Consider the following 12,936-nt stretch of genomic DNA (forward strand, 5'->3'; position numbering starts at 1 on the left):
TCATGGACGCGCTGCTCCTGGAGTGGGACACCGTCGTCGCGGCCTTCTGGATGACCGTGCGGCTGACGGCGGTGAGCGCGCTCGGCTCGCTGGTGCTCGGCACGCTGCTGACGGCCATGCGCGTGGCGCCGCTGGCGACCCTGCGCCGCGCCGCCGGCGTCTACGTGGCCGTGGCCCGTAACACCCCGCTGACGCTGCTGCTGCTGTTCACCGGCCTCGGCGTCGGCGCGAACCTGGGCGTGGAGCTCTCGTCCGACATCGCGACCAACAACTTCTGGCTGGCCTGCATCGGCCTGACGGCCTACACCTCGGCGTTCGTCTGCGAGGCGCTGCGCGCGGGCATCAACACCGTGCCGGTCGGCCAGGCCGAGGCCGCGCGCTCGCTCGGGCTCGGTTTCCTCCAGACGCTGGGGCTGATCACGCTGCCGCAGGCGTTCCGCGCGGTGATCGCGCCGCTGGGCAGCATCCTGATCGCGTTGACCAAGAACACCACGATCGCGCTCGTGGTGGGCGTGAGCGAGGCGTCGGTGCGGATGCGGGAGATGATCGAGACGTACGGAGACCAGGTGATGCAGATCTTCCTCGGGTTCGCGGCCGGGTTCGTGCTGCTGTGCCTGCCCATGGGCCTGCTGTTCGGCTGGCTGTCACGGCGCTTGGCGGTGGCCCGATGAGCGGTGGCCCGGTGAGCTACGCCAACCTCTACGAGACGCCGGGGCCGCGCGGCGCGCGGCGCAACCGGGTGCTGGCCGGGGTCATCGCGCTGGTCCTGCTGGGGCTGGCCTATGTGACCTATGTACGCTTCGACGCCAAGGAGCAGTGGGCGGCCGGCAAGTGGACGCCGTTGCTGCGGCCGGAGGTGTGGACCACCTTCATCCTGCCGGGACTGGCGGGCACACTGGCCGCGGCAGTGGCGGGCGTCGTGCTGGCGGGCCTGTTCGGGCTGGTCTTCGCGACGGCCCGCCTCTCGGACCACCGGTGGATCCGGTGGCCGGCGGCGGCCGTGGTCGAGTTCTTCCGGGCCGTGCCGCTGCTGCTGCTCATCTTCTTCGCCTTCTTCGGGTCCTACGTTTTTACCGGGTCCAACGTCTCAGCCTTCACCGCCGTGGTGTTCGGACTGACCTTCTACAACGGGTCGGTGATCGCCGAGATCATCCGGGCCGGGGTGCTGAGCCTGCCCCGCGGCCAGGCGGAGGCGGCCCACGCGATCGGGCTGCGCAAGGGGCAGGTCATGCGGCTGGTGCTGCTGCCGCAGGCGTTCCGGGCCATGATGCCGGCCGTGATCAGCCAGTTCGTGGTACTGCTGAAGGACTCGGCGCTCGGGTTGATCGTGGGCTACGACGAGTTGGTGGACCGGGGGCTGAACGGGATCGCGGCCAACTTCTCGAACGTCATCCCGGCGGCCATCCTCATCGCGGCCATCTTCATCGGCATCAACCTGTCGCTGGACCGGCTCGCTCACTGGCTCAGCCGGCGGTGACCCCGCCATTTACCCCATACAGCCAGTCAGACTGCCATACATCGCAATAAGTGGGGTATGGGGCGCACCAGCCCAAACTCGGCATAGGGTAAAGTAACCCATCATTCCGACTGTTATAGTCGGTTTTTGTCTTCGGGCCTGACCGGCGGCTCAGACAGAGAGGGATTGATGAGGGGCGGAACAACACGCCTTGCGGCAGCGGGCGTGGCGATCGTGCTGGGGCTCGCGGCGTGCGGTGGAGTGGACACGGGCGGCGGCTCGACGAATGCGGCGAAGCAGGAGATCACGGTCACCGCGTTCGCGGGTGCCTGGGGTGAGCTGTTCAAGAAGTCGTTCGTCGAGCCGTTCCAGCGTGACACCGGCGTCAAGGTGAACCTCGTCTACGGCGCGAACGCCGAATGGCTCACCAAGCTGCGCGCGGCCGGCGGGGAGAACCCGCCGTTCGACGTCATCGCCTTCACGCCCGACGCCTCGCGCCCCGCCGCGGCCACCGGCCTGCTCCAGCCGCTTCCGACCGACCGGCTGGCGCACTGGAAGGAGCTGGACCCCGTACTGACCGAGAAGTCCGCCTATGACGGCAAGCAGTACGGGGTGCCGCTCACCACGGGTTCGACCGGGCTGATGTACCGGACCGACAAGATCAAGAATCCGCCCGCCGACTGGTCGGACATCTTCGACAAGCAGTACTGCGGCCATGTCGCGCTGCCGCCCCTGACCTACAACCCGGGCCTGGAGTTCTTCTCCGCCCTGGTCACCTCCCAGGGCGGCAAGCTGTCCGACCCCGCCGCGGTGGACAAGGCGTTCACCCAGCTGGCGAAGCTGAAGGGCTGCGTGTCGTCGTTCCCGGCCAACGCCGGCAACGCCGCCACGGTCATGGAGAACGGCGACGCCTGGATCATGCCCTTCTGGGACGGCCGCGCCTTCGCCATGGAGCAGGCCGGCTCGCCGATCGGCTACACCTATCCCAAGTCCGGTCCGGTGGGCGCGCTGACCTCGTACTTCGTCGCCGCCGGCACGGCGAAGACCGTTCTCGCCACCAAGTTCCTCGACTACCTGACTGCGGCGCCCAACCAGAAGCCCTTCGCCGAGGGCACCTGGTACGCCGCCGGGAACGACACGATCACCTACAGCAAGGAGTTCGACCAGCGGGTGCAGCACGGACCCGAGGTCTATCGCAAGTTCATCTGGGTCGACTACGCGGTCGCGACCCCCAAGCTGAACGAATGGCAGCAGCGGTGGAACCAGATCTTCGGCTGATCGAACTGCCCGAGGAAGGCGCCGGACACGTCGAGATCGAGGGCCTGGCCGCCGGCTACGAGGGCGCCCGCGTGCTCGAACTGGAGCGGCTGTCGATCCGCAAGGGCGAGTTCCTCTCGATACTCGGGCCCAGTGGCTGCGGCAAGACGACCCTGCTCAACTGTGTCGCCGGCTTCGTGCAGCCGACGGCCGGGCGGATCGTGATCGACGGCGCCGACGTGACGGACCGCCCGCCGTACCGGCGGGGGCTCGGCATGGTCTTCCAGAGCTACGCGCTGTTCCCGCACATGACCGTCGCCGGCAACGTGGCGTACGGGCTGCGGATCCGGCGGCTGGACCGGGCCGAGCGGGAGGAGCGGGTACGCGAGGCCCTGCGCCTCGTCGGCCTGGAGGGCTACGCGGACCGCCGCCCCCGGCAGCTGTCCGGCGGGCAGCAGCAGCGGGTGGCCCTCGCCCGCGCCCTCGCCATCCGGCCCGCCGTCCTGCTGCTCGACGAGCCGCTGTCCAACCTCGACGCCAAGCTGCGCAGGGAGATGCGGGTGGAGCTGCGGGCCATCCAGCGCCGCATCGGCACCACGATGGTCTTCGTCACCCACGACCAGGAGGAGGCGCTGGCTCTGTCCGACCGGATCGCGGTCATGAACGGCGGCCGGATCGAGCAGCTCGGCACCCCCGACGAGGTCTACCGCCGGCCGGCGACCCGGTTCGTCGCGCAGTTCATCGGCGCGGCCAACGTCCTGGAGGGCACGGTGGCCGACGGCCGGCTCGACGTGGACGGGATCCTGCTCGACGCCGGCCCGCTACCGGTCCGGCAGGGCGGCCGGGCTGTGGTCGCGATCCGTCCCGAACGCATCCGGCTGGGCGCTGATGGCCAGGGCGTTCCCGGGACCGTGGGCTACCGCGCCTTCGCGGGCGACGCCTGGCACGTGGAGGTGCGGCTGGCGAACGGGCGCACGCTGACCGTGCAGGTCGCCGACACGGGCGCCGACTCCGCCGACCCACCGGGCGCGGGCTCGGGCGTCGTCGCGCACTGGGACCCGGCGGACGTGATCGTCCTCGACACGGGAGCGGGATCGGGCGAAGACGTGGGAGCCACCGGAGACGCCGGAGACGTGAGCGCGGACGGAGACGTGGGGGCGGGCGGATGACCCGTGCCAAACGATGGGCCGGTCTGACGTACGTGGCTCCGCTGGTCGTCTTCCTGACGGCGCTGTTCCTGGTGCCGCTCGTGGAGCTGCTCCGGCTCAGCTTCAGCCCGGTCGACTCCTACAACACGGCGCTGCCCGGCTTCACCCTCGACCAGTACAAGCGGGTCTTCACCGAGCCCTACTTCTACGGCTCGCTGCTGGAGACCCTGGCCACCGCGCTGCTGGTGGCGACTCTGTGCGTGCTGCTCGCGTACCCGGCCGCGTACGTCCTGGCCCGCCGCGCCCCCGGGACGATGCGCACCCTGCTGTTCGTCATCGTGATCTCGCCGCTGCTGACCAGCGTGGTCGTACGCACCTACGGATGGGTCGTCCTGCTGTCCGGCAACGGGGTCGTGAACCGGCTGCTCGTCGCCACCGGCCTGCGGGACGAGCCCGCGCGGCTGCTCACCAGCTACCCGTCGGTCGTGATCGCCGTGACGCACGTGCTGCTGCCGTTCGCGATCATCCCGCTCACGACCGCCCTCGGCGGGCTGGACCACAACCTGCACCGGGCCTCCCAGACGCTGGGCGCCGGGCCGGTACGGACGTTCCTGCGGGTCACGGTGCCGCTCAGCCTGCCCGGCGTGGTCACCGGTGCGCTCATCGTCTTCGCCCTCGCCATGGGGATCTACATCACGCCGCTGCTGGTCGGCGGCGTCACCCAGCCGCTGGCCGGCATCCGCGTCTACGACCAGGTGGAGACGGTGTTCAACTATCCGGTCGCGGCCGCGCTCAGCTTCGCGCTGCTGGCGCTCACGCTCCTGTCCACGACGCTGCTCGCGGGCGGGTTCCGGATCTGGGAACGGCGGCTCCATGGCTGAGCGGCGACGGAGGTTCGGCTACGACAGGGCCGTGGGGCTGCTGGGCGGCGCCTGCGCGACGGCCGTCTTCCTGTTCCTGATCGCGCCGCTGGTGGTGCTGGTGGTGAGCTCGTTCAACCGGGACGCCTCGATGGCCTTCCCGCCGTCCGGGCTGTCACTGCGCTGGTACGCCGAGGTGCTCGGCTCGCCCGACTGGCAGGTGTCGTTCCGGCTGAGCGGGATCCTCGTGCTCATGGTCGTACCGACGACCGTGGTGATCGGCACCCTCGCCGCCTACGGTCTGGCGCGGGGCTCCTTCCCCGGGCGGCGGCTGCTTCAGGGGCTGGCGCTGTCGCCGCTGATGGTCCCGGAGATCATCACCGCGCTCGGTCTGCTCTACTACTTCCACGGCGTCGGCCTGATCAACAGCGTCCCCGGGCTGTGGCTGGCCCATTCGCTGGTCGCGCTGCCCTTCGTGGTGCGCGCGGTCATGGTGAGCGCGGCGAACCTCGACCCGGCTCTCGAACGGGCCGCGACCAGCCTGGGCGCGGGCCGGGCCCGGGTCTTCTTCACCGTGACGCTGCCGCTGCTGCGGCCGGGCATCCTCGCGGGCGCGATCCTCGCCGCGGTCACGTCGCTGGGCGAGGTGGCCGTGACGGCTCTGGTGGCCGGTGCCAACACCACGACGGTGCCGCTGCGGATCTTCTCGGCCGTGCAGTACCAGCTCGACCCGTCGATGGCCGCGGTGTCCACGCTCCTCATGGCCGCGAGCGTGGTCGTGATGGTGATCGCCGATAGGTTCGCTCGTATTTCGGAGGCTTTGTGACTACGGCTGTTCCCTTGATGGCGCGGATCGGCATCGACGTCGGGGGCACGTTCACCGACCTCGTCGCCGCCGTACCGGAACGCGGCCTGGTGGTCCACCACAAGGAGCCGAGCATGCCCGCCGACCCCTCCAGAGCCGTCGCGGACGGGCTGGCGGCCATCCTCGCGCAGGCCGGCCTGCGGCCCGAGGAGATCGGCGGTATCACGCACGGCACCACGATCGGGCTGAACGCCATCATCCAGCGCCGTGGCGCGCGGATCGCCCTGGTCGTGACCGAGGGCTACCGGGACATCCTGGAGATCGGCCGCAGCCGCATGCCGTCCTCCTTCGACCTGTACGCGGGCAAGGAGGAACCACTCGTCCCGCGTGACCGGATCGTCGAGATCTCCGCCCGGCTGGGCCCCGGCGGCGTGCCGGTGGCCGAACCGGACGCGCCGGAACTGGACCGCGTCGCCGCCCGGCTGCGCGCCATCGGGGCCGACGCGGCGGCGGTCCTGGTCCTGCACGGCTACACCGACCCGGACTTCGAGGAGGGCGTCGCGGCCGGCCTGCGGGCGCGGCTCCCGGAGCTGCCGCTGATGGCCTCCGCGACTGTCTGGCCCGAGGTACGCGAGTACGAGCGGGCGCTGGTGGCCTGCCTCAACGCCTACATCCAGCCGCTGATGCGCGACTACTTCGGACGGCTGGAGAGCCGGGTACGCGCGCTGGGCGTGCCCGCCCCCATCTTCATCAGCGCGTCCAACGGCGGGTCGATGAGCCTGCGCTCCGCCGCCGAACGGCCCATCGAGACCGTGCTGTCCGGCCCGGCCGCCGGAGTGGCCGCGGCCGCCCGGCTCGGCATGGGCGCCATCGTCACCTTCGACATGGGCGGCACCAGCAGCGACATCGCCGTGACCGTCAACGGTTCGCCCGAACTCGCGACGCACACCACGGTCGGCGGGCTGCCGCTGATCGTGCCCGTCGTCGCGGTGAGCGCGATCGGGGCGGGCGGCGGGTCCGTCGTCCGGGTGGACGATCAAGGGGTGCTCAAGGTCGGGCCCGAGAGCGTCGGGGCCGAGCCCGGCCCGGTGGCGTACGGCCGGGGCGGGGACCGTCCGGCGGTGACCGACTGTTACCTGGCGACCGGGCTGATCGATCCGGCGACGTTCCTCGGGGGCCGGATGCGGCTCGACGCGGACGCCGCCGGCAAGTCCCTCGCCGACCTCGCCACCCGCCTGGGCTCCGCGGGGGACGGCGCCGCTGAGGAGGCGGCGCACCGAGTCGCCTCGGGCGCGCTGCGGGTGGCCACGGCGGGCATGGCCACCGAGCTCCAGAAGATCATGGCCCAGCGCGGCCTCGACCCCCGGCTGTTCACCCTCGTCCCGTTCGGGGGCGCGGGCCCGACCCACGCCGCGATGCTCGCCGACGAGGTCGGCATCACCCACATCGTGGTACCGCCCACGGCCGCCACCTTCTGCGCCCTGGGCGCGGCGGGCGCCGACCTGCGCCGCGACTTCGCCCGCAGCCTGCGCCGCCGCCTCGACCCCACGAGCGCCGCCCGCCTCGCCGACATCCTCGGCGAACTGTCCGGCCAGGCCCGCGCCTGGCTCACCGAACAGTCCGCCGCCGCGGCAGGCTCCTCGCTGTCCTACTCGGCCGACATGCGCTACTCCGGCCAGGCGTACGAGCTCCGTGTCGCCCTGGATCCCGGCCGGTTCGAGGTGGCGGCGATCTCCGAGGCGTTCCACGCCGAGCACGAGCGTCTGTACGGCTTCCGCGACCAGCACGCCCCCATCGAGCTGGGCACCGCCAGGCTGGGCGTCGTCGGGCCGGTGGCCGAGCTGCCGTCCGCCGCTGTACGCCCGGGAACGGGACGTCCCACCCCGCACGGCCGCAGGCAGGTCCTGCTCGCCGGCGCGTGGCACGCCGCCGACGTCCACCTGCGGACGACCCTGGGCGTGGGCGACGCGTTCGACGGCCCGGCGATCGTCGAGCAGGACGACACCACCGTGGTCGTCCCGCCCGGCTGGTCCGGGGACGTGGACGGCGCCGGGAACCTGCATCTACATCGAAAGGCCTGATCGTGCGGCTCGACCCCGTCACCTTGGAGATCGTCGGCAACCGGCTGAGCGCCCTGACCGCGGAGATGTGCCTGACGCTGCAGCGTACGAGCCGGTCTCTGTACGTCAAGGAGACCGCCGACTTCTGCTGCGCGCTCGCCGGACTCGACGGCGGCTTCGTCGCCTACCCGCGCGGCATCGGCGTGTCGGGGTTCGTCGGGCTGAACCTCCTGGAGGCGGTACGGAGCGCCGGGCCGCTGGAACCGGGCGACGTGATCATCACCAACGACCCGTACCGGTCCGGCGGCCTCGCCACCCACCTCACCGACATCCAGGTCATCGAGCCGTACTTCCATGAGGGCGAGGTGGTCGGCTACGGCTGGGCGTTCATCCACTGCTCGGACATCGGCGGCCGGGTGCCGAGCAGCCTGTCGCCGATCAACGACGAGATCTACCAGGAGGGCCTGCAGATCCCGCCGGTCAAGCTGGTAAGGGCGGGCGAGCCGAGCCGCGACGTGGAGGCGCTGATCACGGCCAACAGCCGCACGCCGGAAGCCAACCAGGGCGACATCCGGGCCATGCTCGCCGCCCTGCGCACCGGCCGCGAACGGCTCGCGGGCGTCATCGCCCAGCACGGCGTGGACACGGTGCTCGCGGCGCAGGACGACCTGGTCTCCTACACCGCGGGCAAGGCCAGGGCCGCCCTGTCCCGGCTCGACGACGGCACCTACCGGTTCGTCGACTACCTCGACGACGACGCGGTCTCCAGCATCCCGGTACGCCTGTCGGTCACCGCGACCCTCGACGCGGGCGAGCTGCATCTCGACTTCACCGGTACGGATCCGCAGGTCGCCGCGGCCTTCAACATCGCGACCCTGGGCCGGCCGCACGCCTGGATCACCACCCGGGTGCTCGCGCTCATCTGCACGCTCGACCCGGGCATCGCGCTCAACGCCGGGCTCATCGAGCCGATCAGCGTCACCGCGCCGGAGGGCTCGCTGGTCAACCCGGTGCGCCCGGCGGCCGTGGGCGTACGGCATGCCTCGGCGTCCCGCGTCAACGACGCCGTCGGCGGCGCGCTGGGGCTCGCCGCTCCGGCGATCCTCCCGGCGGCCTCCAGCGGCCTGGTGGTGCCCGTCGTAGTGGCCGAGCAGCAGAACGTCCAGGTGCTGGAGCCGATGGTCGGCGGAACCGGCGCCCGCGACGGCGCCGACGGAGTGGACGGCCGCGACAGCGGTATCTCCAACCTGTCCAACAACCCGGTGGAGACAGTCGAGACGGAGATCGGCGTCGAGATCCTCCGCTACGGCCTGCGGGCGGACTCCGGGGGCGCCGGGCGCTGGCGCGGCGGCTGCGGTCTCGAACTGACCTTCCGCGTGCTGGACGACGGCTCGAAACTGCTGGCCCGGGGGCTGGAACGGCTGTGCTTCCGCCCGTGGGGCGTGCGGGGCGGCGGTCCCGGCGCGCCTACGGAGCTGATCGTCAACCCGGGCACGCCGGGAGAGCGCCGGCATCTCAAGATCGATGTGCTGCCGCTGGAGCGTGGGGACGTCATCACCCTCCTGACCTCGGGCGCGGGCGGTTACGGCGACCCGTACACCAGGGACCCCGCCGCCGTCCTGCGCGACGTGGAGCGCGGGGTGGTCTCGCCTGAAGCGGCGGCGCGCGAGTACGGCGTGGTGCTCGACAGCACCGATGTCGGGCTCGCGGTCGATGAGGCGGCCACCGCCGCGACCCGGCTGCTCGACCCTCGCGAGGGCTTCGGATTCGGGCCCGAGCGGCAGGCGTGGGAGTCCGTCTTCGACACCGGCACCGTGGACCGGCTGGTGGCCGCGCTGTTCCGCCTGCCGCGACCGGCGCGTCAGCCTCGCCGTAGCGCCCTGTACCACGCCGTACTCCGCGAACTGCCCGACGGCTTCCCCCGAATCACCCCTGCCCCGGACCAGCTCGACACCGCCCGCCGTACCCTCATCAAGGAGATCATCACGCTGGAAGGACTCGCATGAGGGGAATCGACGCGGTGATGGGCCGGCTCGACGACGCGGCCCGGGACGAGCTCGCCGCGCTCTACCGGGACCTGCACCAGCACCCCGAGCCCGCCTTCGAGGAGAAGCGCACGGCGGGCATCGCCGCCGATCGCCTGCGGGAGGCCGGGTTCGAGGTGCGCACCGGCATCGGCGGCACCGGCGTGGCGGGCGTCCTGCGCAACGGGGAGGGGCCGACGGTCGCGCTGCGCGCCGACATGGACGCCCTGCCGGTGCTGGAACGCACCGGCCTGCCGTACGCGAGCACCAATGACGGACTCATGCACGCCTGCGGCCACGACATGCACGTGGCCTGCTTGTCCGGGGCCACGCACCTGCTGTCGGCGGGCCGCGACCAGTGGGCGGGCACGCTCGTGGCGCTGTTCCAGCCCGCGGAGGAGATCGCGGCCGGGGCTCAGGCCATGGTGGACGACGGGCTGTTCGACCTGACCGGCCGGCCGGCCGTCGTCCTCGGGCAGCACGTCCTCCCGCGACCGGCGAGCACGGTGTTCATCCGGTCGGGAGAGATCCTGGGCGCCGCCGACAGCATGGAGATCCGCCTGTACGGCAGGGGCGGGCACAGCTCTCAGCCGGAACGTACGGTCGACCCCGTGATCCTGGCCGCGGCCATCGTGATGCGCCTGCAGACGGTGGTCTCCCGTGAGGTGTCCCCCTTCGAGCGCGCCGTGCTGACGGTGGCCCAGATCCACGCGGGCCACAAGGAGAACGTCATCGCCGACGAGGCGTCCATCACGCTCAACATCCGCACCTTCTCCCCCGAGGTCCGCCGCACCCTGCTGGCCGCGATCGAACGCGTCGTCAACGCCGAGGCCGCGGCGTCCGGCGCGCCCCGGCCGCCCTCGTTCCACACCCTCAACGCCTTCCCCCTGACCGCCAACGACCCCGGCGCCACCGCCGACGTGACCGGCGCCTTCACCACCCGCTTCGGGGCCGCCCGGGTGGCCGACCTGGCGCCGATGATGGGCAGCGAGGACTTCGGCGTCTTCGGCACCGCCGCCGGGGTGCCTTCCGTCTTCTGGGGTCTCGGTGGCATCGATCCGTCCCAGTACGCGCGCGCCGAGCGGGAGGGCCGCCTGGCCGAGGACGTACCGGGCAACCACTCCCCCTTCTTCGCCCCCTTGATCTCCCCCACCCTGCCGATGGGCGTCGAAGCCCTGGTCACCGGCGCCCTCACCTGGCTGAGCCGGTGAGTTACCGCGCCAGCCGCCCCAGCAGGCAGGAGGCCGCCGTGATGCCGAGCGCCGCGGCCGCGAGCAGCACCGCGAAGTCCAGCGGCAGGTTCGTGGGGATGCCGAGCAGCAGCCCGCGCAGCGCGTCGACCTGGTAGCTGAGCGGGTTGACCACGCTGATGTACCGCAGCCAGTCGGGCATGGCCGTGGTCGGGTAGAGCGCGTTGGACGCGAAGAACAACGGCATCGTGATGGCCTGCCCGATGCCCATCAGCCGGTCGCGGGTCAGCACGATCCCGGCGATCGTCACCGACAGGCAGGAGAAGAACGCCGAGCCGAGCACCACGGCCACGATGACCCCGGCCAGGCGTACCGGGTTCCAGGTCATGCTCACGCCCAGCAGCGCGGCGATGAGCACCACGACCACCGCCTGGATCATCGCCTTGACCCCGGCGGCGAACGCCTTGCCGGTGACCAGCGCGGCCCGCGGCGTCGGCGTGACCAGGAGCTTGGTCAAGACACCCGAGTCGCGTTCCCAGATGATCTGGATGCCGTAGAAGATGGCGATGAACATGGTGGACTGGGCGATGATCCCGGGCGCCAGATAGTCGAGGTACGGGATGCCCTCGGTGGGGATCGCCTTGATGCGGGTGAAGGTCTCGCCGAAGATCAACAGCCACAGGGCCGGCTGGATCGCGCGGGTGTACAGCTCGGTGCGATCGTGGCGCAGCTTCTGCAGCTCCACCACGCACATCGCGGCGACCCTGGCGGGCAGCACCCGCCACCCGGTGCGGGCACGCGGCGGAACGAGCAGCAGGTCGAAGCCGCTCCTGTCAGCCGAGTCGAGTGGCAGTGGTGCGGGTACGTCGGACATCGCGAAACTCCCCTCCTCCGTCGCCGAGGCCGCTGCCGGCGACGTCACGGAAGACGTCCTCCAGCGTCGGGGCCGAGCCGTCGCCGAGGCGGGCCCGCAGGTCGTCGGTGAGCTGCTGCGGTGTGCCGAGCGCCCGTACGCGTCCCTGGTGCATGAGCGCGACCCGGTCGCAGTATTGGTCGGCCTCGTCCATGTAGTGCGTGGTGACCAGGACGGTCATCCCGGTGGCGGCGCGTACCGCCATGATGTGCTCCCACACGCTGGTGCGGGCGATGGGGTCGAGCCCGATCGTCGGCTCGTCGAGCATGAGCAGGCGCGGCGCGCTGACCAGCGCCTGGGCGAGTTCGAGGCGGCGTACCATGCCGCCGGAGAAGGTGGCGGCCATCCGGTCGGCGGCGTCGCCGAGCCCCACGGCCTCCAGTGCCTGCTCGACACGGGCCGCCCGCTCACGGCGGGGGACGTCGAAGACGCGGGCGAACAGGGAGACGTTCTCCCGTCCCGTCAGGCTCGCGTCCGCCGACAGTTGCTGGGGTACGTAGCCGAGCAGGCGGCGTACCGCCATCTGCTCGGTGGCCGCGTCGTGCCCGAAAACCCGCACCATCCCGGACGGGATGGGCAGCAGTGTGGTCACGCAGCGGATGGCGGTGGTCTTGCCGGCGCCGTTGGGACCGAGCAGACCGAACACCTCACCGGCGACGACCGTCAGATCAAGGCCGTCCACGGCCCTGGTCTGCCCGAAGGAGTAGCGCAGGCCCGTACAGGCGACGGCCGGTGCGTCGTCACTCATATCATTTCCGCCTCCTCTTGCAGACCCTCGGCCAGCCGGCGCAACGCCGGAAGCGCGGCGGCCAGCGCGACCCGGTCTTCTTCGCTGAGTCGTTCCACCCGCTCGCGAACGAGCGCGGCCCGCCGCTCCTCCCACGCCCGCAGTCGCGCCTCGGCCTCGGGGGTGAGTAGCAACCGGGCGGAGCGGCGGTCGTCATGGCCGATCTCGCGCCGCAGCAGCCCGGCGGCCGTGAGCTGATTGACCAGCGTGGACACCGAGTTCCCCGCCAGAAAGAGCTCCTTGGCCGCCGCCGAGACGCCGATGCCGGGATTGGCGCCGACCAGCCGCAGCAACTCGACCTGGGCGCCACGGAGCGGCGGCCCGGTCATCCCCTGGCGCAGCCGACGCCGGATGAGCCGCTGGATACCGGTCAGGACACCGACGAGGGCGTCAGGAAGGTCCGTTGTGCTCATCCCAAAAAGATTAGCTCTGCTCA

12 protein-coding genes are annotated in these 12,936 nt (G+C 71.5%); 9 read left to right on the forward strand and 3 right to left on the reverse strand.

Translation table 11 applies throughout. From position 1 onward, the window contains the following. Positions 1 to 2: 2 nt before the first annotated feature. From AB0C30_RS46095 to AB0C30_RS46135, 9 genes are all read left to right on the forward strand, one after another. Positions 3 to 671: an amino acid ABC transporter permease gene (locus AB0C30_RS46095; protein ID WP_357956201.1), complete on the forward strand. Its 669-nt coding sequence runs from the start codon at positions 3 to 5 to the stop codon at positions 669 to 671. Continuing rightward, positions 668 to 1,477, forward strand: a complete 810-nt coding sequence (locus AB0C30_RS46100) for an ABC transporter permease subunit (protein ID WP_357956203.1) — start codon at positions 668 to 670, stop codon at positions 1,475 to 1,477. Before AB0C30_RS46095 ends, AB0C30_RS46100 begins: the two co-directional genes overlap by 4 nt. Before the next feature lie 204 nt (positions 1,478 to 1,681). Further along, positions 1,682 to 2,734 (forward strand): extracellular solute-binding protein, encoded by a 1,053-nt coding sequence (locus AB0C30_RS46105; protein ID WP_357956205.1) that lies wholly within the window; start codon positions 1,682 to 1,684, stop codon positions 2,732 to 2,734. Further along, positions 2,713 to 3,882, forward strand: coding sequence for an ABC transporter ATP-binding protein (locus tag AB0C30_RS46110; RefSeq protein WP_357956207.1), 1,170 nt, complete (start codon positions 2,713 to 2,715; stop codon positions 3,880 to 3,882). Before AB0C30_RS46105 ends, AB0C30_RS46110 begins: the two co-directional genes overlap by 22 nt. After that, positions 3,879 to 4,742, forward strand: coding sequence for an ABC transporter permease (locus tag AB0C30_RS46115; RefSeq protein ID WP_357956209.1), 864 nt, complete (start codon positions 3,879 to 3,881; stop codon positions 4,740 to 4,742). Before AB0C30_RS46110 ends, AB0C30_RS46115 begins: the two co-directional genes overlap by 4 nt. Continuing rightward, a complete protein-coding gene (locus AB0C30_RS46120; RefSeq protein ID WP_357956212.1) occupies positions 4,735 to 5,547 on the forward strand; it encodes an ABC transporter permease in 813 nt (270 codons plus the stop codon). The genes AB0C30_RS46115 and AB0C30_RS46120 overlap by 8 nt, the downstream gene beginning before the upstream one ends. Continuing rightward, positions 5,544 to 7,607 (forward strand): hydantoinase/oxoprolinase family protein, encoded by a 2,064-nt coding sequence (locus tag AB0C30_RS46125; RefSeq protein WP_357956214.1) that lies wholly within the window; start codon positions 5,544 to 5,546, stop codon positions 7,605 to 7,607. The genes AB0C30_RS46120 and AB0C30_RS46125 overlap by 4 nt, the downstream gene beginning before the upstream one ends. 2 nt (positions 7,608 to 7,609) lie before the next feature. Then, positions 7,610 to 9,592 carry a hydantoinase B/oxoprolinase family protein gene (locus tag AB0C30_RS46130; protein ID WP_357956217.1) on the forward strand — a complete coding sequence of 661 codons (1,983 nt, stop codon included), beginning with the start codon at positions 7,610 to 7,612 and terminating at the stop codon, positions 9,590 to 9,592. Further along, positions 9,589 to 10,821, forward strand: coding sequence for an amidohydrolase (locus AB0C30_RS46135; RefSeq protein WP_357956220.1), 1,233 nt, complete (start codon positions 9,589 to 9,591; stop codon positions 10,819 to 10,821). The genes AB0C30_RS46130 and AB0C30_RS46135 overlap by 4 nt, the downstream gene beginning before the upstream one ends. 1 nt (position 10,822) lies before the next feature. Here AB0C30_RS46135 and AB0C30_RS46140 read toward each other — a convergent pair whose 3' ends face one another. The 3 genes from AB0C30_RS46140 to AB0C30_RS46150 are packed head-to-tail and all read right to left on the reverse strand — an operon-like array spanning position 10,823 to position 12,913. Continuing rightward, positions 10,823 to 11,674, reverse strand: coding sequence for an ABC transporter permease (locus AB0C30_RS46140; RefSeq protein ID WP_357956223.1), 852 nt, complete (start codon positions 11,672 to 11,674; stop codon positions 10,823 to 10,825). Further along, complete coding sequence (locus AB0C30_RS46145; RefSeq protein WP_357956226.1) at positions 11,634 to 12,461, reverse strand: ATP-binding cassette domain-containing protein; 828 nt, start codon at positions 12,459 to 12,461, stop codon at positions 11,634 to 11,636. The genes AB0C30_RS46140 and AB0C30_RS46145 overlap by 41 nt, the downstream gene beginning before the upstream one ends. After that, the gene (locus AB0C30_RS46150) at positions 12,458 to 12,913 is read right to left on the reverse strand and encodes a MarR family transcriptional regulator (RefSeq protein ID WP_357956229.1); all 456 of its coding nucleotides are present in this window, start codon (positions 12,911 to 12,913) and stop codon (positions 12,458 to 12,460) included. The genes AB0C30_RS46145 and AB0C30_RS46150 overlap by 4 nt, the downstream gene beginning before the upstream one ends. Positions 12,914 to 12,936: the final 23 nt, after the last annotated feature.

The organism is Nonomuraea sp. NPDC048901 (genome assembly GCF_040649695.1).
Classification (GTDB): Bacteria; Actinomycetota; Actinomycetes; order Streptosporangiales; family Streptosporangiaceae; genus Nonomuraea.